The sequence below is a fragment of the Candidatus Poriferisocius sp. genome, assembly GCF_965208355.1.
Taxonomy (GTDB): domain Bacteria; phylum Actinomycetota; class Acidimicrobiia; order Acidimicrobiales; family Bin134; genus Poriferisocius.
Window position 1 is genome coordinate 822,512 of sequence record NZ_CBDBOM010000003.1, and the last position, 23,312, is coordinate 845,823.

Annotated in this window: 20 protein-coding genes and 1 tRNA gene; 9 read left to right on the forward strand and 12 right to left on the reverse strand. The window is 64.6% G+C overall.

Features of this window, described 5'->3' with window-relative positions:
- Window positions 1-4: 4 nt before the first annotated feature.
- Together ACOGXH_RS05045 and ACOGXH_RS05050 are read right to left on the reverse strand one after the other, a co-directional pair.
- Window positions 5-2,317, reverse strand: coding sequence for an HAD-IB family hydrolase (locus ACOGXH_RS05045; protein WP_419928027.1), 2,313 nt, complete (start codon window positions 2,315-2,317; stop codon window positions 5-7).
- Window positions 2,318-2,366: 49 nt separating this feature from the next.
- The gene (locus tag ACOGXH_RS05050) at window positions 2,367-3,407 is read right to left on the reverse strand and encodes a D-alanine--D-alanine ligase family protein (protein ID WP_419928028.1); all 1,041 of its coding nucleotides are present in this window, start codon (window positions 3,405-3,407) and stop codon (window positions 2,367-2,369) included.
- A gap of 48 nt (window positions 3,408-3,455) precedes the next feature.
- Here ACOGXH_RS05050 and ACOGXH_RS05055 point away from each other — a divergent pair, with 48 nt between their 5' ends.
- The 4 genes from ACOGXH_RS05055 (at window position 3,456) to ACOGXH_RS05070 (ending at window position 8,410) form a co-directional block, all read left to right on the forward strand.
- Window positions 3,456-4,760, forward strand: coding sequence for a UDP-N-acetylmuramoyl-tripeptide--D-alanyl-D-alanine ligase (locus ACOGXH_RS05055; protein WP_419928029.1), 1,305 nt, complete (start codon window positions 3,456-3,458; stop codon window positions 4,758-4,760).
- Between the two features lie 40 nt (window positions 4,761-4,800).
- On the forward strand, window positions 4,801-6,189 hold the full coding sequence (locus ACOGXH_RS05060; protein ID WP_419928030.1) for an amidase: 1,389 nt from the start codon (window positions 4,801-4,803) through the stop codon (window positions 6,187-6,189).
- 63 nt (window positions 6,190-6,252) lie between these two features.
- A tRNA-Val gene (locus ACOGXH_RS05065) sits at window positions 6,253-6,326 on the forward strand.
- Window positions 6,327-6,457: 131 nt separating this feature from the next.
- Window positions 6,458-8,410: a hypothetical protein gene (locus ACOGXH_RS05070; RefSeq protein ID WP_419928031.1), complete on the forward strand. Its 1,953-nt coding sequence runs from the start codon at window positions 6,458-6,460 to the stop codon at window positions 8,408-8,410.
- 50 nt (window positions 8,411-8,460) lie between these two features.
- Here ACOGXH_RS05070 and ACOGXH_RS05075 read toward each other — a convergent pair whose 3' ends face one another.
- Complete coding sequence (locus ACOGXH_RS05075) at window positions 8,461-8,919, reverse strand: cupin domain-containing protein (RefSeq protein ID WP_419928032.1); 459 nt, start codon at window positions 8,917-8,919, stop codon at window positions 8,461-8,463.
- Window positions 8,920-8,939: 20 nt separating this feature from the next.
- Between ACOGXH_RS05075 and ACOGXH_RS05080 the strand changes: the two genes are divergently transcribed.
- Both ACOGXH_RS05080 and ACOGXH_RS05085 read left to right on the forward strand, forming a co-directional pair.
- The gene (locus ACOGXH_RS05080) at window positions 8,940-10,745 is read left to right on the forward strand and encodes a flavin-containing monooxygenase (protein WP_419928033.1); all 1,806 of its coding nucleotides are present in this window, start codon (window positions 8,940-8,942) and stop codon (window positions 10,743-10,745) included.
- A 4-nt stretch (window positions 10,746-10,749) separates the two neighbouring features.
- On the forward strand, window positions 10,750-11,925 hold the full coding sequence (locus ACOGXH_RS05085; RefSeq protein ID WP_419928034.1) for a cytochrome P450: 1,176 nt from the start codon (window positions 10,750-10,752) through the stop codon (window positions 11,923-11,925).
- Here ACOGXH_RS05085 and ACOGXH_RS05090 read toward each other — a convergent pair.
- Genes ACOGXH_RS05090 through ACOGXH_RS05100 form a run of 3 tightly spaced genes read right to left on the reverse strand, consistent with a single transcriptional unit; the run spans window position 11,918 to window position 13,658 of the window.
- On the reverse strand, window positions 11,918-12,265 hold the full coding sequence (locus ACOGXH_RS05090; protein WP_419928035.1) for a hypothetical protein: 348 nt from the start codon (window positions 12,263-12,265) through the stop codon (window positions 11,918-11,920). The genes ACOGXH_RS05085 and ACOGXH_RS05090 overlap by 8 nt on opposite strands.
- Window positions 12,266-12,292: 27 nt before the next feature.
- Window positions 12,293-12,712: a hypothetical protein gene (locus ACOGXH_RS05095; RefSeq protein WP_419928036.1), complete on the reverse strand. Its 420-nt coding sequence runs from the start codon at window positions 12,710-12,712 to the stop codon at window positions 12,293-12,295.
- 58 nt (window positions 12,713-12,770) lie between these two features.
- The gene (locus tag ACOGXH_RS05100) at window positions 12,771-13,658 is read right to left on the reverse strand and encodes an EamA family transporter (protein ID WP_419928037.1); all 888 of its coding nucleotides are present in this window, start codon (window positions 13,656-13,658) and stop codon (window positions 12,771-12,773) included.
- An 84-nt stretch (window positions 13,659-13,742) separates the two neighbouring features.
- On the opposite strand from ACOGXH_RS05100, the gene ACOGXH_RS05105 reads away from it, so the two are divergent.
- On the forward strand, window positions 13,743-14,147 hold the full coding sequence (locus tag ACOGXH_RS05105; RefSeq protein ID WP_419928038.1) for a TIGR03668 family PPOX class F420-dependent oxidoreductase: 405 nt from the start codon (window positions 13,743-13,745) through the stop codon (window positions 14,145-14,147).
- Window positions 14,148-14,165: 18 nt separating this feature from the next.
- Here ACOGXH_RS05105 and ACOGXH_RS05110 read toward each other — a convergent pair whose 3' ends face one another.
- Both ACOGXH_RS05110 and ACOGXH_RS05115 read right to left on the reverse strand, forming a co-directional pair.
- Window positions 14,166-15,602: an FAD-dependent oxidoreductase gene (locus tag ACOGXH_RS05110; RefSeq protein WP_419928039.1), complete on the reverse strand. Its 1,437-nt coding sequence runs from the start codon at window positions 15,600-15,602 to the stop codon at window positions 14,166-14,168.
- A 26-nt stretch (window positions 15,603-15,628) separates the two neighbouring features.
- Entirely contained in the window at window positions 15,629-16,771 is a 1,143-nt protein-coding gene (locus tag ACOGXH_RS05115) for an amidohydrolase family protein (RefSeq protein WP_419928040.1), read from the reverse strand.
- A gap of 71 nt (window positions 16,772-16,842) precedes the next feature.
- Between ACOGXH_RS05115 and ACOGXH_RS05120 the strand changes: the two genes are divergently transcribed.
- On the forward strand, window positions 16,843-18,546 hold the full coding sequence (locus ACOGXH_RS05120) for a glutamine--tRNA ligase/YqeY domain fusion protein (RefSeq protein ID WP_419928041.1): 1,704 nt from the start codon (window positions 16,843-16,845) through the stop codon (window positions 18,544-18,546).
- 15 nt (window positions 18,547-18,561) lie between these two features.
- Here ACOGXH_RS05120 and ACOGXH_RS05125 read toward each other — a convergent pair whose 3' ends face one another.
- The 4 genes from ACOGXH_RS05125 to ACOGXH_RS05140 all read right to left on the reverse strand — a co-directional run bounded on the left by ACOGXH_RS05125 (window position 18,562) and on the right by ACOGXH_RS05140 (window position 22,378).
- Window positions 18,562-20,031, reverse strand: a complete 1,470-nt coding sequence (locus tag ACOGXH_RS05125; RefSeq protein WP_419928042.1) for a pentapeptide repeat-containing protein — start codon at window positions 20,029-20,031, stop codon at window positions 18,562-18,564.
- 118 nt (window positions 20,032-20,149) lie between these two features.
- On the reverse strand, window positions 20,150-20,698 hold the full coding sequence (locus tag ACOGXH_RS05130) for an RNA polymerase sigma factor (RefSeq protein WP_419930322.1): 549 nt from the start codon (window positions 20,696-20,698) through the stop codon (window positions 20,150-20,152).
- 63 nt (window positions 20,699-20,761) lie between these two features.
- Complete coding sequence (locus ACOGXH_RS05135; protein ID WP_419928043.1) at window positions 20,762-21,559, reverse strand: SDR family oxidoreductase; 798 nt, start codon at window positions 21,557-21,559, stop codon at window positions 20,762-20,764.
- A gap of 15 nt (window positions 21,560-21,574) precedes the next feature.
- Window positions 21,575-22,378 carry an enoyl-CoA hydratase/isomerase family protein gene (locus tag ACOGXH_RS05140; protein ID WP_419928044.1) on the reverse strand — a complete coding sequence of 268 codons (804 nt, stop codon included), beginning with the start codon at window positions 22,376-22,378 and terminating at the stop codon, window positions 21,575-21,577.
- 129 nt (window positions 22,379-22,507) lie between these two features.
- On the opposite strand from ACOGXH_RS05140, the gene ACOGXH_RS05145 reads away from it, so the two are divergent.
- Entirely contained in the window at window positions 22,508-23,302 is a 795-nt protein-coding gene (locus ACOGXH_RS05145; RefSeq protein WP_419928045.1) for a DM13 domain-containing protein, read from the forward strand.
- Window positions 23,303-23,312 lie beyond the last annotated feature (10 nt).

The following is a 23,312-nucleotide window of genomic DNA, read 5'->3' on the forward strand; positions in this document are numbered from 1 at the left end:
TCCTTCATGACGCCTTCCGGCTTCCGATGGGCAGCAGCTTGCGGGGGCCGCCGGGGGCCTTGTCGAAGTACTCGATGAGCCAGCCCCGCTTTCGGGCCAGCATGGCCAGCTTCGGCTCGGGATTCACCGCCACCGGGTAGCCCACCGCCTCCAGCAGGGCTAGGTCGCTGGCCGAGTCGGCATAGGCCACCGACTCCGACATGAGCAGCCCCTCGGCGTTGGCAAAGTCCCGCAGCACCTCGGCCCGGGACTCGCTGGTGGGCGGCACCTCGGCCAGCTGGCCGGTGTAGGTGCCGTGGGATTGGGCCAGCTCGGCGCACACGATGTGGTCGAACAGCGGGCGCAGCGGCTCCACGATGAAGTCGAGCGCGCCGGTGATGAGCACGGTGGTGTGCCCGGCGGCCCGATGCTGGCGCACCCGCCGGATGGCGGCCGGGTAGGACTGGGTCAAGATCAGGTCGCTGAACATCTCGCCGGAGTCCTCGGCCATCTGCTCGATTGGCGCCCCCTGGTAGCGGCGGTAGAAGTGGCGGAGGAAGTCGCTGCGGTCCCGGTGGTCCAGCGCCAGAAGCGATGGGGCCTCCAGCAGGATCTTGGCCACCAGCCGGGCCCGTTCGTCCTTTGGCAGCCGCCGGGTGGCCAGCCAGCCGTAGGCCATGACCACGTTGGCGGCGATGACGGTGTTCTCCAGGTCGAATGCCGCAATGTGGCGGTCGGGGGAGAGCACCTGGGTTCGCTGGCGGTCCCTTCGAGACGGCCCCGACCGCCCCGACGGAGCCGTCTTGACCCGGCCCTGGGCCACCACGGTGGGCAGGTGGATATCGCCCACATAGTGGGGCCAGTCGATGATCCGGGGGTCGAAGCAGTACATCTCTTTGTCGTCGTCGTCCAGGCTGTCCCACAACTCCAGCAGCCGGTTAACGCCGAACAGGGCCTCGCACTCGGTGTACGCGCCGTAGAGCTCCACGTAGCCCAGGGCCCGCTCAACCTGATCGCGTCGCTCGTCCAGATCGGCGGTGATCTCGGCTTGGCGGCCTCGGATGGGCAGCCGCCCCAGCACCCGCTCGGTGGCGTTCAAACCCGTGCGCAGCCGTTTGAGCTGGCGGACCACTCGGCCTCGGCCCGGATAGGTCCAGTTGGGGGGAGGGATGGGCTGGTCGCGGTCGTCGTAGATGGGGTTCTCGCTAAACCAGCGGTGGGCCAGGTCGACCAGTTGGTTCAGCCGGAACGGGTTCACTGCGCCCGATGCCACCTGGATGATCTCCTGGGCGGGGTCATGTCCACGGGCCGCCACCGCGCAGATGGCCGCGGCCACCAGATCTACCGGGATCACGTCCAGCACCCCCTGGGGGATGCCGGGGAAGTCGGTGAGCAGCCCCCGGCCGTAGCCGATGATGATGGGCTCGGCCATGCGGAAGCCCCGGATCCATCCGGGGAAGGGCTCGGAATAGGCCGACTCGATGATGGAGGGCCGCACGGTGGAGACCTTTAGGTCGCCCTTGATCTCGGTCACCGCGGTCTCGGCCAATGCCTTGGTGAAGGCGTAGGCGTCGGGGAAGCCCAGCGAGGCGGCCCGGGACCGGCCCGCCTCCACCATCTGGTCGTGGACCCAGCGGCTGCGGAGCTGCTCGGTCTTGGCCGCCAGCGCCGGGGTGCCGGCCGCGCCTAGCTCGTGGCGGGCCCGGCTGCGGAACTCCTCCAGGCGGGCGGGGTCGCGGCTCTCGGTCTCGGTGGTAATGCGCCGACGGCGGCTGGCGTCGGCCTCGTCCTGCCACGACACCGGCACGTACATGGGGCCGTCGGCCAATGGCTCCTCGGGGGCGTTGCCCCGGCGGCTGCCGGCCACATAGCAGGTGGACACCGCGATGAAGTGGGGTGACGCTCCCATATCGTTGAGCATCTGCACCAGGCGAACCGGCCCCATGAGGTTGACTTCCACCGCGGTGTCCAGCGGGTTGTCGAACGCCACCGCCGCGGCCGAGTGGATGACGATGTCGCAGCCGGCGACCAGCTCCCGGCCGGCGTCGTCGAGCCCCAGGCCGTCGATGCCCACGTCGCCGGCCACGCCGGTGATCCGCTCCTGGCACAGCCGCTCGAACTCGTCGTTGCCCAGTTGGTCGCGCAGTCGATCGAATACGTCGTTGCGGATTATCTCCCGCCGGATCCGCTCCTCAACGCCTCGGCGGGCGGGGCGCACCAGCAGCACCAGTTCCACGTCGGGCACGCAGCGCAGCAGCCGCTCCACGAGAGCGGTGCCCAGGAAACCGGTCGTGCCGGTGATCGCCAGCCGCTTGCCGGCCAGCGCATCAGAGATCACCGCAGTGTTCTACCAAATCCAGGGAGATTTCCCCAGCCCACTCCCGCTCTCAACGGTCGGTTCGGCGGTGTTGGAGGCGGCGCTCGTAGCGCTCGACGGCCAGGTCAACCAGAGTGGAGATGAGCTCCGGGTAGGGGAGGCCTGATGCCTGCCACAGCTTGGGGTACATGCTTATGGGGGTGAACCCGGGAATGGTGTTGATCTCGCTGATTAGCATTCCGCGGCCATCGGGCTCGTAAAGGAAGTCCACCCGGGCCATGCCCTCGCACCTCAGGGCGCGGTAGGCGGAGATGGCAAGGCGCTGGGCCTCTTGGGCGGCAGCCTCCGGAATCTGGGCGGGGACCAGCAGCTTGGCGCCGTCAGTGAGGTACTTGTCGGCGTAGTCGTAGAAATCGGCGCCGGGCACGATCTCGCCGGGGACCGACGCCTTGGGATCGCGGTTGCCCAACACTGATACCTCGATCTCCTGGCCGGTGACGGCCTCCTCGATGATCAGTGTCTCGTCGTACTGCGCGGCAGCTTCGAGCGCTTTGACCGTTTCGAATTCGGTGGTGGTCCGGCTGACCCCCACCGACGAGCCCATATTGGCTGGCTTCACGAACAGCGGCAGCCCCAGGTCGGCTATGGCCTGTTCGGCCACCGCCTCGGGAGGATCGACGGACGACGCCGTCCGATGGCGGCACTGGGGCAGGCCGTGCCGGGCGCACACCAGCTTAGCCATGGACTTGTCCATGCACACCGCTGAGGCCAGCACGCCCGAACCCACATAGGGCACGTCGGCCACTTCCAGCAGCCCCTGGATAGTGCCGTCCTCGCCCATTGGACCGTGTATTAGGGGGAACACCACCGTGTCGGGTTCGGCGAATATCTCAGCCGGGGTCACAGCGAGACCGTCGGCGTCCAAGCGGTCGGGAAGGGGATCGGACAGCTCTGCCAGCCTCCACTGACCAGCCCGGGTGATGCCCAGCGCCACCACCTCGAAGCGGCTCTTGTCGGCCGCGGCGGCCACGTGGCGGGCCGAGACACACGATACGTCGTGTTCGGCCGAGCGGCCGCCGAAGAGCAGCACCAAGCGGGTGCGGGTTCCCACAGGCCGACGGTACCCCACCGATTGCCCCGACAGTGGGAGGCTAAGTGTGTGCGACTGATGGCATCGGAAGTGGCTCAGGCGACCAGCGGCCGGCTAGTGGGTCCCGATGTCGAAGTAACCGGCACCTCCATCGACTCGAGGACTTTGGCCCTAGGCGAGTTGTTCGTGCCGGTGGTGGCCGAGCGGGACGGCCACGACTTCATTGACGACGCCCTGGCCGCGGGAGCAGCCGCCTATTTGACTGCAATGCAACCTCGGAGAGCCACCGCGGTAGTGGTGGACGACACCGCCGCCGCCCTGGCCGAGCTGGGCAGCTACGCCCGCAGCAAGTTTCACGGCCCGGTGGTGGGCATCACCGGTTCGGTGGGCAAGACCTCGGTAAAGGACATGGTTGCCGCAGCCATTGGAGCTGACCGCCCGACCCACGCCAGTCCGATGTCGTTCAACAACGAGTTGGGGGTACCCCTCACCTTGGCCAACTGCCCCGAGGATGCCGAAGCGGTAGTAGTTGAAATGGGCGCACGGGGAATGGGTCACATCGCCTGGCTCTGCTCGCTGGCCCAGCCCACCGTGGGAGTGGTGACATCTGTCGGGGCGGCCCACACCGAGCTGTTCGGGACCGTGGAGGCCGTGGCCGAGGCCAAGGGCGAGTTGGTGGAGTCTTTGAACGCATCAGGTGTCGCGGTGCTCAACGCCGACCAGCCCCTGGTGGCGGCCATGGCCGGGCGGACCGAGGCCGCGGTGCTGACTTTCGGCCGTGCTGCGGGTGATATTCGTGCTTCCCGGGTGAGCTTGGACGATGGGCTGTGCCCTCGATTCCGGCTGGAGACCCCCGGAGGGAGGACCGAGGTGGCGCTGAGGGCGTGCGGCGAACACATGGTGGACAACGCGCTGGCCGCGGCAGCGGCGGCGTTGGCCGTTGGAGTTGAGGTGGCTCAGATCGCCGCCGGTTTGGGGTCGGCCTTGCTATCGCCGTGGCGAATGGAGGTGAGCGAGCTGGCCTCGGGGGCAGTGCTCATCAACGATGCATACAACGCCAATCCCATGTCGATGGCCGCCGGACTGCACTCGTTGGCCGCCGTGGACCGACCCCGCCGAGTGGCGGTATTGGGGGTCATGGCCGAGCTGGGGGACCGGGCCGCCGCCGAACATGCCGCTATTGGCGATTTGGCCCGCGAGCTGAGCATTGAGGTCATCTCGGTGGCCACCGCCGACTACGGGCTGACGCCAGTCGCGGACGTCGCCGCCGCGGTAGCAGCCCTTGGGGCGGTCGACAGCGATACCGCGATATTGGTCAAGGCCAGCCGAGCCGCCGGTCTGGAAGCCGTCGCCGCTGCCCTGTCCGGGCAGTAGGGGCAGTACTGTCGGGGCTTCGGCGGTGAAGGAGCTTCAAATGGACTTTCGTGAGCGGTCGGTGCAGGAGTGGGCCGCGGCGGTGCAGGATCGCGAAGTCTCGGCCCGAGAGATGGTGGAGGCCTCACTGGCGGCCATAGAGGCTCAAGAGGAGCTGAACGCCTTTGTGGCCACCGATCCGGAGCGGTCGCTGGCCGAGGCCGACGAGATCGACGCCCGGCTGGCCTCCGGCGACGAAGTCGGGCCGCTGGCCGGCATTCCGTTCGGGGTCAAAGACCTCGAAGACGCCGCCGGTTATGTGACCACCCAAGGGTCGTTCCTGCACGCCGATGATCCGCCGGCGGAAGCCGACAGCATTCTGGTGGAGCGGCTGCGGGCCCAGGGCTGCGTGGTGATGGGCAAGACCAACACCCCGGAGTTCGGCTGGACCGGTGACACCTACAACCCTGTATTCGGGGCCACCGGCAACCCGTGGAACCCGAAGCGCTCGCCGGGCGGGTCATCGGGCGGCACCGCCGCCGCGCTGATGGCCGGACTGGTGCCGCTGTGTACCGGCTCCGACGGGGGTGGGTCGATCCGCATTCCTGCCGCGGCCTGCGGGTTCAGCGGCTTCAAGGCCAGCCTGGGCCGAGTGCCGGTAGAAGGGACCTACCGGCTGTGGCCCCTGTCGGTCCACGGTCCTATGGCGCTGCGGGTGGCCGATATCGCCTTCGTGCAAGATCTGGTGATGGGGCAGTCGCCCCGCGACCTCGACTCGTTGCCCCGGCCCCACCAGTCATGGCGTCAGGCGCTGGACGAGGACTGGCGGCCCCAGAAGGCCGTGTGGTGTCCGGCCCCCGACGGCAACCCGTCCGACGCTGAGGTGGTGGCGGTGTGCGAAGCCGCGGTGGCCCAGTTGGAGGCGGCTGGTGTGGCGGTGGAGGTCCGGGAGGAGGGCCTGTTCAAAGACCCGATTTGGGAATACGTGCTGTTGTCGGCCAACGCGGTGTCGGGCGAGCTAGGCGAACTGACCGACGAGCAATTGGAGAAGATCACCCCCGGTCTGCGCTACTACTTCGGCCTGTCCACCAACCCCCAAGTGGCCGACTTCAACCGGGCGCTCGACATCTTCTACGAAATGTCCGAGACGCTCAACGGCGTGATGGCCGAGGCCGACCTGCTGCTCACCCCCACCGTGGCCGGCCACTTTCCCGAGTGCGGGGGCCAGGGTTTGGTCAACGGCGAGCTCGTCGACAACTGGATTCGCCACACCTACCCCTACAACCTGACCCGGCTGCCAGCGGGCAGCGTGAGAGCTGGTTTCGCAGCCGACGGCATGCCGGTGGGACTCCAGCTGGTGGGCCACCAACTCGGCGATGTGCGGGTGCTCCAGGCCATGGCCTACTGCGAAGAACTCTTTGCGCCGCCTCGGTGGCCCACCGCAGCCTAGGGCCAGAGGAGCCCCTTTCGTTTCGCGCCCCCGATGTGGCCTGCGCTATCCTGAACGACCCCCGGACCGTTAGCTCAGATGGCCAGAGCGCTCGCCTCACACGCGAGAGGTCACTGGTTCAAGTCCAGTACGGTCCACCGACGTGGGCTTCCGGGATGAGTCGAGATCAACGGTGACACTTTCGACGTTGAAACCGTTTAGGAAGAGGCATGGGTGCCCAGCCCTTTCCATGCGCCGGGGTGCCTGGTGGCTTGCCGCTTTTACGGCCATGTTCGCAGTCGTCTCCATCCTGCTGGCAGTGCCCGCGCAGGCCCAAACAACTGCTGACATCGCGGCTCGGGATCAGTTGGTTGCCGATCAGGAGGCGCTGCTGAACGTTTACCGGTGCATGTTCGACATCGACACCGAGGTTGTGCCCGGCGGGTGCGCTGATGGTTCGCCTGTGTTTCCCGCGCTCACTCCTGTCCCATTTTCCGGCAACCCTAGCGACGCTGACATCGCGGCTCGGGATCAGTTGGTTGCCGATCAGGAAGCGCTGCTGAACGTTTACCGGTGCATGTTCGACATCGACACCGAGGTTGTGCCCGGCGGGTGCTCCAGTGTGCCCGAACCAGCAATCGAGCCACCGGTGGTTGGCACACGAGCAAACACCGAGATACCTGTCTTCTATTGTGCTCCCGACGGCCAATACACGCAGGACCATCTAACTGGAATGGTGGCCGACTTGAATCTTCACGTGCCTGCGTTCTATTTCAGGGAATCGTCTGGACTTGTAGGTGTACATTTTACCATCGGAGGCATTGTGTCGCCTTCGTTCGACTGGGAGAATACAACTTTAGGTGAATTATTCGAACGTGACGAAGATTCGGTATGTGATACTTCGGCTGTTGCTGCGGCAGGGGACAACTCTCAAATTCTTATAGTCATTCACATCATGACAGGCGGAGATACTGGTGGATATGCAAGATACAAGACAGGACCCGCGAGAGTATCATTCTATAGTTGGGGTGGTCCATATTATCATGGTTTTCGCCGTATCGTTGCCCACGAAATAGGCCATTCGTTATTTGATCTACAGCATACTGACGAAGAGGAAGTCAGAGAGTTTGACTGTATTGACGTCGAATGGTCTCTAATGAATTCATCTAATAGATGTCGGACAAGGAGCAGAATCGACTCGCTGTCTTTCTATCAAATTCTATGCTGGCAAAGGGAGATCTTGGACTGGCCGTGTGTTGATCCTCCTCCTGCTGTACCCGGCGACACTCCACGGTCATATGGAAGCTGGACTTCCTATGAGAATACAGATTTAGATCAGATGGGTGTAAAGGCTGCTGCATCCTCCACTGAGGGGGTGTCGGAATCCAATGTTCCCAGCCTGCGGATGTCTTGCGACCATAGAGATTCAGACGATGAGTGGGGGTTGTTCTCCTATGTGGGTTGGGATGGCGACGTTGTGCTCGGAGACGCTGATGGCGATATGAGAGCTGAAGCAATTTTTGCCAACGGTGAAGTTCTCAGCCTGACTGGGTATGAGGGGACAGACGCACGGTTCATGAACTTCCATGCTTCGAGCAGCTTCCGCTTGTTCAATGCTGTCTTACAGCATGAAGGGGTGCCGGTGACGATCTCGGCAACGGACAGGGATGGGAAGGTCTATACGGCAACCTTCGACACCGATGGAGCGTCAATCGCGGTGCGCTCAGTGTTGAACTTCTGCGCAATCAAGATGCCTGATCCCGCTCAAGCAAGCGAACCGGTGTCATCAGGTGTGTGGCGATCCTATGACAGCACGAATTTTGCCCAGCTTGGTGTATTGACCGCGGCTTACTTGACGGAGGGGGTGTCAGACAACAATGTCCCTCGTCTGCGGATGCCTTGTGACCTGAAGGAGTCCCGGGGGCAATGGGGGCTGTTTTCCTATGTGGGTTGGGACGGTGACACAGTGCGTGGGGACGCAGATGGCGACATGACAGCTGAAGCACGGTTTGTCAATGGCGACGTAGTCAGCCTGAACGGGTATGAGGGGACCGACGCAAGATTCATGAACTTCAATGCCGCCAACAGCGCTCGCTTGTTCAATGCGGTCTTGGAGCACGAGGGGATGCCGCTAACACTGTCCACCACAGACCGCGAAGGAAGGCTCTATACGGCTACCTTCAGCACAGACGGTGCTGCTTTGGCCCTGCGCTCGGTGATGGACTATTGCAACCGCCAGTGATGTAACCATTGCCAACGTTGGCCGTTGAGGCCTGGCGAGCCGAATTGGCTCTAGCCCCCCAACGAGGGATTCTCAGACATCGACTCGATGGTGGAGGAGGCGATCACGTTGTGGTCGGCGTCGAGAGACTCGAACAGCACTCCGCTGGGGGAGTGGAGGTTGAACAGCACGATGGCGCCCTCCGGGCCGCCCCTTTCCATGTGGACTTCTCCACCGGGGCTCTGGCTGTAAGTGCCGGCTGGCTTGATCTTGTGGACGGTCTCGCCGTTGGGCTCGATGTCGAATACGTGGTGCTCGCCTTGGAGCACCAGGGTGCGGGTGGCGGCCACATGGCGGTGGAAGTGGCAGTGAGAGTTGGGGGCGAAGCGCACCAACAGGTCGAGCGTGTTGTTCTCGGGCTGCGCGCCGAGCACAGCCAAGTCGAAGTCAACCAGATAGTCGAACTCCGGTCCGCCCTCCATGTGGGTCCAGTCCAAGTCGTTTAGATCGAATCGAGCCTCAAAGGTCATGGGCCGTATCGTAGTGAGCTATGACCGACACCCTCTCTTCGGACGCCACCGGACTGGACTTCGACCCCGACGCCCTTCGGGAGAAATACCGCCAGGAGCGCGACAAGCGCCTGCGGTCCGACGGCAACGATCAGTACATCGCCATGGACGGGGAGTATTCCCGCTACCTGGATGATCCGGCCCAAACCGGCATCACCAGAGAGCCCCTGACCGACGAGGTGGACGTGGCCATAATCGGCACGGGCTTCAGCGGGCTCTTGGCCGGGGCCCGGCTGCGGCAATTCGGGGTGGAGAGCATCCGCATGATCGAGACCGGAGCCGAGTTCGGCGGCACCTGGTACTGGAACCAGTACCCCGGCGTGCAGTGCGACATCGAGTCGTACATCTACCTGCCCCTCCTTGAGGAAATGGAATACATGCCCAAGGAGAAGTACTCCTATGGCCCCGAGATCCTGGAGCACTGCCGGGCGCTGGGCCGCCATTTCGATCTGTACAGGGACGTGTGCTTCGGCACCCGGGTGCATGAGATGCACTGGGACGACGCTGATGATCGCTGGGTGCTGCACACCAACCACAACGACCGGATGCGGGCCCGGTTCGTGATCATGGCCATCGGTCCGCTCAGCCGGCCCAAGCTGCCCGGCATCGCCGGAATCGACACCTTCGAGGGCCACTCGTTCCACACCAGCCGGTGGGATTACGACTACACCGGCGGCGACACCAACGGGGGCCTGACCAAACTGTCCGACAAGGTGGTCGGGGTGATCGGCACGGGCGCCACCGCGGTGCAGTGCATCCCCCATGTGGGCGAGACCGCCCAGCACCTGTATGTGTTCCAGCGGACCCCGTCGTCCATCGACGTGCGGGGCAACCGCCCCACCGACCAAGAGTGGGCCGAGTCGCTGGAGCCGGGCTGGCAGCAGAACCGCATCGAGAACTTCGGCAACATCGTGGCCGGCAGCATGCAGGAGGAGGACCTGGTCAGCGACGGCTGGACCGACATCCTCCGCAACCTCACCGCACTGGGGGAGGGCGCCCGCCTGGGCACCCCCGAGGAAATCGCCGAGGCCATGGAGATGGCCGACTTCCAGAAGATGGAGCAGATTCGCAGCCGGGTCGACGAGCTCATCGCCGATCCGAACGTCGCAGATGCGCTGAAGCCCTATTACCGGCAGTTCTGCAAGCGGCCCTGTTTCCACGACGACTATCTGCCCACCTTCAACCGCGACAACGTCACCCTTGTCGACACCGACGGCCAGGGCGTGGAGCGCATCACCCCTCGTGGCGTGGTGGCCGGCGGCCAGGAGTACGAGCTGGACTGCTTGATCTTCGCCACCGGGTTCGAGGTGGGCACTGACTATTCCCACCGGGCCAACTGCGAGATCTACGGCCGGGGCGGCGTGACGCTGAGCGAGCGGTGGAAGGACGGCATGTCCACCTTCCACGGTGTGGTCAGCCGGGGGTACCCCAACCTGTTGCACATGGGTGGCATCCAATCGGGGGTATCGCCCAACTTCACCGAGCTCTACAACGAGCAGAGCCAGCACGTGGCCTACATCGTCGAGCAGGGCCTGTCGTCGGGGGCGACCGTGATCGAGCCCACCGAGGAGGCCGAAACCGAGTGGGTGCGCATTATCTTCGAGTCTGCCTACCGGCGGGCGGGCTTCCTCGAGTCGTGCACGCCCGGCTACTACAACAACGAGGGCAAGCCCGATGATGGCCCCGGCTGGTTCGGCGGCACCTACGGCGGCGGCGCCCAGGAGTTCTTCAAGCTTCTCAAGGCGTGGCGCGACGAGGGGGCCCTGGAAGGCCTCGAGCTGAGCTGAACCAATGGCGGTCAAATTCGCCTATCGCAGCGGCGAGACCTGGGCCGAGCCCTGGGACGACTACCGGGCGCTGCGCAATGAGGATCCGGTACACGAGGTGGGCGACGGCGAGTTCTGGGTTCTGTCCCGATTCGACGACGTCTTCGCCGCGGCCCGCGACACCGACACCTACTCGTCGGCCAACGGCCTGACCACCGCCCCCGACGACATGGCCAGCTTCGGTGACGAGGCCCGGCCCATCGTGATGATGGACCCGCCTGAGCACACCGCCATGCGCCGATTGGTGAGCCGGCCCATGACCCCTCGCCAGGTGGCGCCGGTGGAGGGCCAGGTACGGGCTTTCGTCGCCGACAAGCTCGACGCAGTGGCCGACGCCGGGGACGTAGACATCGTCCAAGCGCTGTTCAAGCCGCTGCCCAGCTATCTGGTGGCGCACTATCTGGGCGTCCCGCCCGAAGACCGGGTGCTGTTCGACCGCTGGACCGAGCGCATCGTGCAGGCCACGGCCGAGTCAACCGCCGCCTATGGCCAGAACCAGAGCGCGTTTCTGGAGCTATTCGAATACGCCACCGGGCTGATCGAGCGCCGCAAGGCCGAACCCGGAGACGACTTGGTGACCGGCCTGGTCGCAGAGGGCGAAGACGTCGCCTCGGCCATGTGGATCGTGGGGTTCATCTTCACCATGATCACCGGCGGCAACGACACCGTCACTGGGATGCTTAGCAGCTCGGCGGTGCTGCTCGACCGCCATCGGGACCAGCGCCAGCTATTGATCGACGACCCGTCGGCCATTCCCAATGCGGTTGAGGAATTGCTGCGACTGACCTCACCGGTGCAGAACCTGGCCCGCACGCTGACCCGCGACGTGACCCTGCACGGCGTCACCATTCCCGAGGGCAAAAAGGCGCTGCTGTTGTTCGCGTCGGCCAACCGGGACGAGCGGGAGTTCGGCCCCACCGCCGGGGAGCTCGACGTGAAGCGCAAGATCGACAAGATTGTGGCCCTCGGCTACGGCGCCCATCACTGCCTCGGCGCGTCGGTGGCCCGGCTCCAATGCCGAGTCGCCCTCGAAGAACTCTTAGGTCGCTTCCCGGATTACTCAGTCGATGAGGAAACCGCCCGCTTTGCCTCCGGCTGGTCGACCCGCCGCTACGAGTACTTGCCGTTCTCCGCTAACTGAGCTCGTCGAGGCGCTCGAGGAACTGGGTGGGGGTACCCACGTATTGGGCGATTTCGGCGGTTGTCAGCAATTCGCTCCACTGCCCGTCTTGCTGGCGAACAATGGTGGGCAATCCAGTAGCAGCGGCCAGCTGTTCCGCGGTGGCCTGATCGCGGTGAACGAGGTCCAGTTCAACGTCGGAGACTTCGCAAGCCTGTTTCCAGCTCCGTGAACCCATCGGATTCCAGCCATGGGTGATGTCGCACAGCGCACACTTTCCCCGGCCCAGCAGCTTCCCGATGGCGTATCGCACCTCGCCGCTGAGGCCTCCGTCGGCATCGTAAATCCCTACGAGAGACACGCTGAAGCGTATCGGCCAATATCCCGTTTACTGGGGCTGGCAGGCCCACTGCGACCAGGGATCGAGGCCGGTGGCGTCTTCGAAGTACCGAACGAACTTGGCCGCTTGCAGGTTGGTCGCCGGATCGGTCAGGTCAACAGGCTCACCGTTGTGGGAGAGGATCGACCATTCCGGGCGACTCCAGCCGGTGAGCCAGCCCTCGTTGATCTGCATGAGGCCCACTGATTCCACTCCCCACTCCTCCATGTAGCGGGTGCCGGGTTTGCCGTGAGACTCGCAGGCCATAACCGAGAGCACGTCGTCTACCTCGTCGGCCGGGAATATCTCTTCCACCAACGGACGCCACTGCTCCACGTCGATGTGGTCGTAGCTGTCGATCCGGCTTCCGGCGGCAACCAGAACGAAAGCGGACAGGGCGAGGAAGGCAAACAGGCGTAGTGGGCGCATTTTGGGGCTCTTGGGTGTCCAGATTGATTGGGGAGATTGAAATGACGGCCAATCTCGATTAATCCGCTGCCCGTATGCCCGCCTCAGCGGCACTGCCGCCGGGCCCCTTCACGGAGCGGCTGAGCAAGATAGCGGCGATTACCAAGGCAATGCCAAGCAATTCCCGAACACTGGGCACCTGGATGAGCACGGCCAAGCCCACCAGCACCGCGGTGGCGGGGAGCAGTGCCTGCAAGAGGGCGAAGCGGTGCTGGGTGATGCGCTTCATCACCAGCTGATCGATCCAGTAGGGAATGACGTTGGACAGCAGGCCGGTGACCAGGGCCAACAGGAGCACGAATGGCGTATCGAAGGCCGGCCCCAACTCAGGAGCGCCAAATCCGCTGATGGCTGCCGCACCGGCCAGCATCCCGATGCCCAGCCCGTCGACCGCCGCTGGACCGCGGGCCACTCGGTGGCCAAGCACGATGTAGCCGGCCCAGAACAACCCGGCCAGCAGGGCGAATCCCACCCCCCGCATGGTGCCCTCGGCCTCCACGCCGGCCAGCACCACCACGCCGCCCGCGGCCAGCAGCAGCGCAGCCGCGGAGCGCAAGGTGCGGGTGAAGGCCGCGGCCACCAGGATCGGGCCGGTGAACTCGATGGCCACCGCGTTTCCCAGAGGCAGCTCGTCGATGGAAAGGTAGATCGACAGGTTCATGGCGGCCAGCGCCATCCCGAAGGCCGACGCCCACGCCAGGTCGCTGGGGTTCCACCGGCGCTGCCAGGAGCGCCGCAGCAGGATGATCATCAACGCCGCCCCGAGCACCCTCACCAATGCCACGCCCGCCGGGGCCATCTCGTCGAATAGGTGAACGGCTACTGCCGCGCCCAGATACTGCGACACCGCCCCCACCACGAACAGCGGTTCGGGGGCGACTGAATCCGATCGGGGCAGGCGGACCACCACTGTGTTCTATCCCCTATGCCACCGTGGCGCGGGCCAGGTCGCTTTTCCGCGTTTTGTGAGCGGGATTCGTAGAGTGCAGGGATGGACAGCGGAGAGATGCGACGGCGGGTGGAGGAGGCTCGCTCCGCGGTGCTCAGTACAGTCACCGCAGAGGGCCGGCCCCACTCTGTGCCGTGCTGCTTCGTGCTGACTGGCGATGTGGTGTATTCGGCGGTGGACGCCAAGCCCAAGTCGACCCTGGCCTTGCGCCGCCTGGACAACCTGGCCGCCAACCCGGCTGCGTGCCTGCTGGTGGACCGCTACGACGATGACTGGTCAAGGCTGTGGTGGATCAGGGTGGACGGTACCGCCCGGGTGCTGACCGACGGCGACGAGCGCGACCACGCCCTCGACTTGCTGGCCGCCAAATACCCCCAGTACCAAGAAACCCGACCCCCCGGTCCGGTTATCGCCCTCGAAATCACTGCCTGGCGCGCCTGGCCGTAGTCGGCTTAGCCGGAGCGTCTAAAGGGGCGCTTCCGCCGCGGCGTTGCGGCCGGCTACACGGCCGAAGGCCAGGGCGTCGCCGATGTGGAAGCCGCCGTCTTTGCAGCGGCTGTAGGTGGAACTGACGGTGCCGGCGGCGTAGAGCCGGCCGATGGTCTCGCCGAAGGGGTCAAGCACTTGGGCCTTCTCGTTGCGGCGGGGGCCGCCGTTGGTCCAACCCAACAGGGGAGCGGAGGTGAATCCGTAGTAGGGGGGCGTGGCCAACGGGGCGAGGGTGGCCGCAGGGCGGCCCAGCGGGTCGTGGCCGGCGGCGCAAGCCTCATTCCATGAGGCCACCGATGCCTCCAGTCCGTCGGGGTCAATCCCCAAGACCTCCGCCAGTTCGGCCAGAGTGTCGGCCTTCTGGATCCAACCCTTCTCGATCTCGACCGAGTTGTCGGAACTCCAGTCGTAGCCCTCCATGAGCATGTTCCATCCCACCGGCAAAACTTCCCGTGGCGGCGAAATCGGCCCGGCCTTTCGGGTGGCCTCGTCGAAGATCACATGCAGGGGGCGCCGCTGGAACAGCTCGTAGTCGCCGTCGATCAGGCCGTGGCCGTGGCCTTGGGGCGGCATCTCGTTGTGGGGCCGACGGCCGTCGTTGCCCACACAGATGAAACCCATGGAGAAGATGAACATCACAAACATGCCCGCTTCGAATTCGTCGACGGCGAATCCGAGGTTGGCCGCCATGTTGTCCATGTGCCACAGGTCGGCGCCCACCTTCTGAGCCATCTTGATGCCATCGCCAGTTCCCGCCGGCGAACCCCACACCGGAGAGCCAGGAAGCTGCAAGTAATCCCGTACCATCTCCGGGTTGTTCTCGAAACCGCCGGTGGCCAGCACCACGCCCCGGCGAGCGCCCACTCGCAGCGGCTGGCCGCCCGAGGACGCCACCACGCCGATAACCGAGCCGTCGTCGTCGGTCACCAGTTCCTTGGCCGGGGTGTCCAGCGCCACATCCACCCCCCGGTCCTGCACCGCGGCCGACAGGGCCTTCCACAATAGCTGCTGGCCCATCTCACCGTTCACGCCCAGGTAGCCGCCGTAGAATTCGGCGCCAGGCATCTCGGGGTATTCGGGCTTGTAGTCGGCATGGACACCGGGGGTCACTCCCAGGCTCTCCAGCCACTCGGTGTTCTTGTAGGTCTCGTCAGCCCAAACCTCGATGATCTCCTCGGGCAAGGTGTAGGGGCCGCACAGCGACCGCAGGTACGTGGCCATCCCGTCGCGGTCGAGGCTGTTGTACCAAATGCCTCCCGAGATGCGGGTGTTGCCCCCCTCGCGGCCCTCGGGCATCTTCTCCAGCAAGATCACCGACGCCCCCGCATCGGCGGCCGAAATAGCGGCAGCACACCCCGCCGCTCCCATCCCCAGAACTACAACGTCAGCTTCCCGGTCCCATCCATTGCTCATGGCCGGGAATGTAGTGGGTCGATTGGCTAGGCGGGCGACTCCACCCGGTACAGCTCTTCGGCGTTGCCCCACAGGAGTTGGTGGCGGGCTTCGGGGGAGAAGTGGCCCAGGCTGGCGGCGATCTTCTCCTCCACGTTGTCGTAGAGGCAGGTGGGGTGGGGGAAGTCGGTTTCGAACAGCACGTTGTCCAGCGGGATCCGGTCGCCCAGCACGTCCTGGGGCGCTGATTCCTCAAACCAGAATGTGGTGTACACCTGGTCGGCGAAATACTCGCTGGGCAGCTTTTCGAACTCGGGCCTCTCCTGCTGGCCACCGCCCTCGACGAATTGGTGGTCGAGCGCCTCGAGCATGAACGGCAACCAGCCGATGCCCGACTCCACTGACACCACCCGCAGCTTCGGGTATCGGGGCAACACGCCCGACAGCAGCAAGTCGCACACCTGGATCCCGTTCTTGGTGAACAGGTCGATGGACTGAAGGGCGTAGGCCTCCACGAAGCCCCGGCGCTCCACTCGGGTGCGGTCCCAGTTGAACTCGCCGCTGCCGATGTGGAACGACACCACCATGTCGCAGTCGCATATTGCCGACCAGAACGGATCCCAGTGGGACTCGCCCAGATAGGGCAGGCCGAACACCTGGGGCTCGCCGGTGAAGTTCACCGATCGGTAGCCCTTTGCCGCACACCGCTGTACTTCGGCCACCGCGCTGTCCACGTCCCAAAACGGGGTGGCCATCGACGGAATGAGCCGGCGATCATCGGCGCTGCACCATTCGGAGAGGAAGTCGTTGTAGGCCCGGACGCACTCGTACTTCAGCTCGGCGTCCTCGATGGACAAGAACTTCTGGGCGCCGAATCCGCCTACGTTGGGATACAGCACCTCGGCCCACACCCCCCGCTGGTCCATGAGCTCTAAGCGGGCCTGGGCGTCGTAAGCCGCCGGATGCACCTCGTCATAGCCGGCTGGGGAGTCGGGCATGGGCTTCTTCCACCCCGCGGGGGCTGTGGGGCCCACCGCGCCGATGCGCTCGTCGCCCAGCAGCCACACCTCCCGGCCCTCGGCCACCTCTACTCGGGGAACGAGGTCGCGGTGGCGAGCGGACACCCGGCTGGTCCAGGTGTCGGCCGGCTCGGTGATGTGGGTGTCGACATCGATGATCGAATAGGCCATATACAAGTCTCGCGCCGTTCATGCCGTTAATGCATTGGCGGCGGACTTCCGATCGGTCAAGGATTAGGGGCATGAGCAGCGCTGGCAGTCCGGGAGGCGATGAGCCCGGCGAGCGCAGCGACTTCATCCGCAGCCTGATCCGCCAGGACATCGCCGATGGCACCTACAGCGGTCGGGTGCAGACCCGTTTCCCTCCCGAACCCAACGGCTTTCTCCACATCGGCCACGCCAAGTCGATCTGCTTGAACTTCGACTTGGCCGCCGAGTTCGGAGGCACCTGCAACCTGCGGTTCGACGACACCAACCCCGAGACGGAGCGGGCCGACTTCGTGGCCGCCATCGAGGAGGACATCGCCTGGTTGGGCTACGAATCCGACCGGGGCACCCTGTACGCCTCTGACTACTTCGAGCAGCTCTACCAGTGGGCCGAGGACCTCATTGTGGCCAGGTTGGCCTATGTGGACGACCAGGACGCCGAGGCCATCTCCGAGAACCGGGGCAGCTTCACCGAGTCGGGCACCGACAGCCCGTGGCGCAACCGCAGCGCCGAGGAGAACCTCGACCTGTTTCGGCGGATGGCCGCCGGCGAGTTCTCCGATGGCGAGCGGGTGCTGCGGGCCCGCATCGACATGGCCCACGAGAACATGCTCATGCGCGACCCGGTGCTGTACCGCATTCGCCATCACACCCACCACCGCACCGGTGACCGGTGGTGCATCTACCCCACTTACGACTGGGCCCACGGCCAGAGCGACGCGTTGGAAGGCGTGACCAACTCCATCTGCACCCTGGAATTCGACGCCCACCGGCCTCTGTACGACTGGTTCTTGGACAATCTCGATCTTCCCGGCGACCGCCCCCGCCAAACCGAGTTCGCCCGCTTGAACGTCACCCACGCGGTGTTGTCCAAACGCCGGCTGTTGCAGTTGGTGGGCGATGGCCATGTGGACGGCTGGGACGACCCCCGCATGCCCACCTTGCGGGGCCTTCGCCGCCGAGGCTTTCCGCCGAAGGCCATTCGGGAGTTCTGCCGCCACATCGGGGTGGCCCGGGTGGACGGAACCGTAGAGGTGGAACTGCTGGAGTCGTTCGTCCGCCGGGAGCTGAACGAGACCGCGCTGCGCCGGATGGCGGTGCTCAACCCGCTGCGCCTGGTGATCGAGAACTACCCCGAGGGCCAGGTGGAGATGCGAGAGGCGGGCAACAACCCCGAGGATCCTTCGGCTGGCGCCCGGCAGGTGCCGTTCTCTAGGGAGCTCTACATTGAATGGGACGACTTCATGCTCGAGCCGCCCCCCAAGTTCTTCCGGCTGTCACCGGGCCGGGAGGTGCGGCTGCGGTCGGGCTACTTCGTGACCTGCACCGGGGTGGACACAGACGCCGACGGCAATGTCACCGAGGTCCGCTGTACTTACGACCCCGAGACCGGATCAGGCCAGGCCCCCGACGGCCGCAAGGTGAAGGCCACCCTCCACTGGGTGTCGGCCGCCCACGCCCTCGACGGCAAGGCGGTGCTCTATGAGCGCCTGTTCACCGACCCCCACCCCGGCGCCGACGGATCCGACCCCATGGAATCGCTCGACCCCGACTCGGCCCAGCTCATCGAGGGCGCCCGCTTCGAACCGGCCATGGCCGACATCACCCCCGGCCAAGTGGTCCAATTCGAGCGCCTCGGCTACTTCGCCCGCGACCCCGAGACCCCCGACCTGTTCCACCGCACCGTCGGCCTCAGAGACGAGTGGGCCCGCATCCAAAAGCGCCAGGGCAAGATGTAGCCCCTGCTTCAGGGACTAATTCTCACTGTCGAATGAGCACTTGGCAGTTCCTACCTCGCCTGCTGCGATAACTGTACGGGAACCATCTCTAAAGGCCTGCACTGAAATCGTGTATTCGGTGGAGGGATTTGCCCAGCCCATCCCAACCGTCGAATGGGGTTGCCAGCCTCCGGGGATAATCACGGCATCGCCTTCTTCTTGATACGTGACAAAGTACTCATCCGCTCCGGGAATCGCAGTCCAAGACAGGTCGTAGGTGCCTGACAATTGGAAGTCGTCTCCGCCCGGAGAGCAATCAATGCTTGGGGCAGGTAGCCGTCGCGGGGATCCTGAGCCAACTGGATTGGCGCCAGTCGTGCAAGTGGCTTTTCCGGCTCCGCTGTCCATGACGCTTGGGTCCTCGCCGCTCGTGAGGGCGAAAACCAAGATCTCGTAGCTGACCTCCCAATCCATCCCATTGAATGCATGCGAGGTTGATGATGTAACGACCCTCAGATCCCCAGGCAGGTAACGCTGCCTATCAACTTGCAGAAGGACGCTGTATTCGGCTGCTTCGGGTACCTCGTTCCACGATGCCTTTACATCGTTGCCATCAGAAGAGCAGGCCACAGTCGGGGTGGTGAGCCTGCGCACCTCTGTTATTTCTGCCTCTTCCTGACCTGAGCCGCCGCTGCTGGGCACAGTCGGGGTGCAATCAGTGCAACCAGTGGTCACGGCATTGGCGAAGGAAGCGTAGATGCGGGTGCTTCCCGAAAGGTTGGCTCCCGTCAGGTCGGCCCCGCTGAAGTCGACGCCGTTCAGGATGGCCCCCGAGAGGTCGGCTTCAATCAACTTGGCGTTGTTGAAGAAACCAGAACTGAGTGCCGCACCAGAGAGATTCGCCCCCGAGAGATCAGAGTCAGAAAAATCGGCAAAGTTGAGCACCGCTCCGGACAGGTCGCAGTTGCGATAGTCACGGCCTCGAAAGTCGATCCGCTGGATGCCGGAATTCTCGAGCGTGTACCAATCATCGTCGTTGTAGGAATAGTCGCATCGATTTTCGACAGGTCCTGCTTCTATCGGCTGGGGGGTTGTGACTGGCGCGATGGGGATGGTTGGTGTGGGTTGTGGTCCGGGGACGGGTTGGGTGGTGGTTTGTTCTGTTGGTTGGCTTTGGGTGGGTCCGGGGACGGGTTGGGTGGTGGTTTGTTCTGTTGGTTGGCTTTGGGTGGGTGTGGGTTCTGGTTCGGGGGCTTCAGTTGGGGCAGGAGTCTCGAATTCTCCGTCTTCGGAAGGGGGAATGCTAGGTCCGCTGCCGCCGTTGCTGTTCTCGTCTTCGGAAGGGGGAATGCTAGGTCCGCTGCCGCCGTTGCTGTTCTCGCCTTCAGAAGGGGTGAAGGTACCCCCGCTATCGTCGAGCACCTGTATTTTCTCTGCCGTTTCGCCGCTATTGGTGATGGCTCGCACTCCGACAATGCTGGCGGCAACCACGGCAACCACAGCCATGCCGGTGGCCAGTCTCTGGTTCCTCTGTCGCTTCCGGGCGCGTGCTCGTATGTCGCGTAGGGCAGGTGGGTCGAGACGGATGCCACTGGCTCTCCGGTCGAAATAGCTGCTCAGGTCCTCATTGAGTCCCATGATTTTCCTCCACGAGATCAGCCAAGCGGTCCAAGGCTCTGCTGAGTCGGCTCTTGACCGTGCCCGGCGCGATTTTTAGTGTTTCTGCGATCTGACGTTCCGACCAGTCGAGGTAATAGCGGAGCACCACTACTGCCCGGTGGCTTACGGATAGCTGGTCGAGGGCGATGTCAAGGCGGTTGACCACTTCCAAGGCGATGTCTTCGCCGGCCCTCGGAGGGGTCGAGGGCCGGCGAAGGAGTTTGCGGAGCCGGGAGCGCGCCCAATTTAGACCCACCTGGTATACCCAACCGGCGGGGTTCTGGTACTTGCCTACGGTGTTCCACCGCTGGTAGGCGCGAGTCATTGCCTCAGCGGCCGCGTCTTGAGCCAGATCCACATCGTTGAGCGTCAAAGCCAATGCTCGACAGACGTTGGCGTGATTCTTGCGATAGAACAGCTCGAAGTCCGGAACACCTCGCTTGTGAAGGTCAGCAATCGAGAGCTGATCCGCTGCCTGGTCTTCAGGCCTCTTGGTAGGCATGGCCTCGTCCATCGCCACTTAAACGCCTGACGCCATTGGTTGGTTCCATCCCAACCCGTTGATTTTTGGCAGCGCCTATTCCCGAATGGGCCAGCGTTCGGCGGTGGTGTTGGTGGCGGGCCAGGCGTCGGCGTTGAGGGCGGCGTCGCTGCCGCCGTCTATGAACACCACCGAGCCGCAGAACAAGCTGGCGTCGGGCGACAACAGGAAGGCCAATAGGTTGGCCACTTCGGCGGCCCGTCCGGGTCGTCCAATGGGTATGGGGTAGACATCGCCCAGGTTCATGATCATGTCGAGGTTGTCGGCCACCAGCGGAGTGTCGATGAGCCCGGGGGCCACTGCGTTGAGCCGGATGCCTGAGCCGATCCAGTCGTCGCCGATGGCGGTGCGGCGGACCCAGCGGGCCAGGGCCAGTTTGCTGGTGGCGTAGGCCGTGCCGGGGTCGGAGCCGGCTAGCTCTCGGGCCTGGGCCTCGTCGTTGTTGAGACAGGCTTCGACCAGCCCATCGGGCAGGGCCACCAGCGTGGTGCTGGAGTTGGAGCTGATGGCCACGGCAGAGGCGTCGGTGCCCTGGGCCAGCAAGGGCCGCAGCCCCTCTACGGTGGCCACGGCCCCGAAGTAGTTGATCGACACCACCTGCTCGGGATCGGGGCCGGTGATCCCCGCGCCGGCCACCAGTCCATCGATCCGTCCACCGCTCGCTGCGGCCACCGCCCCAACCATCTCGGTGCGCCCTTCGGGAGTGGACAGGTCGGCGATGACCTCGGCGTCGCGTATGTCAACCCCGATCACCTCGTGGCCGTCGAGGGCGAGCCGCTCCCTGGTGGCCTGGCCGATGCCGCCTGCAGATCCGGTGATGACGATTGTTCCCATGGGTACTTATCTACCCTAGATCGGGTCCAAGGGTTCCCATTGGGGCTCGCGTTTTTCGGCGAAGGCGGCGGGGCCTTCGATCTGGTCGGGGTGGCCCCATATGCCGGTCATGTGGAAGGCGCCGGTCTTGCTGGCCTCGGTGAGCCCGAATTCCATTGCGTCCCATAGGGCCTTCTTGGTGGCGGCCATGGCTGAGGGGGAGTTGCGGGCGATGGCCTCGGCGATCTCGCCAGCCCGCTCCCGCAGGCGCTCGGGCGGATCGACGATCTCGCTGATCATGCCCAGCTCGTAGGCCCGTTGGGCGCCCATCCGCTCGTGGGCGCCCATCAGAGCCATGCGCATAACCGTCTCAGCGGGCATCTTCTTCAGCAATGCGATGGCCTCCAGCGCCACGACCTGTCCCACCGACACGTGCGGGTCGAAGAACTGGGTGTCGGAGGCTGCGATCACGATGTCGGCGTCGGCCACCCAGTGGAACCCGCCCCCGCAGCAGATGCCGTTGACCGCGGTGATCACCGGCTTGCGCACCTTTTGGTGCCAAGAGGTGAAGTGAAGGTCGAATTTCTCCACCGACTCGCGATAGCGCTCCATGCCCTGCCCGTCGGTGGCCAGCTCCACCACATCCACCCCGGTCTGGAAGGCCCGTCCCTCCCCGGTGTGGACGATCACCCGCACCTCGGGGTCTCGGTCCAGCTCCAGCCAGGCCTCGGCGAACTCCTCCCGCATCTTGGAGTTCATGGCATTGAGCTGGTCGGGACGGTTGTTGATCAGCCACCCCACCCGTCCTCTGCGCTCCACGATCAGCGTCTCGTAGCCCATCTCGCCAGTCTGTCGCGGCGGTTACGAAGATGCCCTGTCATTGGGGAGGGCCATCATCTGTGATTTTGGATTTCTCCCCGTAAATTGTGAGGTATGAAACGGCTTATATCCCGCTTGTGGGGCAGGTTGATGGCACTGTCGATCCGAGCCAAGGTACTCATCGCCGTGGTGTTGGCCGCCCTGCTGGGTGTGGTGATCTGGCTGGTTTTCTTCTGGTTCGCCTTCCAGACCTATTTCATCGACGACAAAGTGGACGAGGCAGGACCGGTGTTCGACAGCGGAGCGGTGGCTGGAACCCCGGTTGTCGAGCCGGCCGCTCCCGAGTCGGCCGCTCCCGATCCCACGGCAGGCGATCCCGGCACCCCGGCCGCAGGAGCGACCGTACCGGCTCCCGAGGCGACAGCTGCGGCTCCCGAGACCAGCGCCCCCGAGACCGATACCACCGCCCTCGCGCCCGCCACGGGTCCCATGCCGGGCGACGAGTTGTCGGAGGAGCTCATCGCCGAGATGGACGAGGCCATGGAAGAGCTCGGGATGCCCGAGGAGCAACCGGTCGAGGAGACCATGCCTCCGATGCCCCAGATAAGGGTGGAGGCATCCGGCGAGTTCATCAGCCGAAGCCACCCGACACAGGGACAGGTAGAAGTGCTGGGAGACGGCACCGGCCAGCGGTTCCTTCGTTTTGAGGACTTCAGGACTGACAATGGCCCCGACTTGAACGTCTATCTGAGCGCGGCTCCCCCCGACGCCCCCGTCGGCCAGTTCACTGACGTGTATGTCGACCTTGGCGACCTGAAAGGGAACGTCGGATCGCAGAACTACGAGATCCCCCGCGATCTCGATCTCGACCTGTACTCCACTGTGGTGATCTGGTGCGTGAGGTTCTCAGTGATATTCGGGGCCGCCGAGTTTGTACCAAGCTGATTAGTGTGGG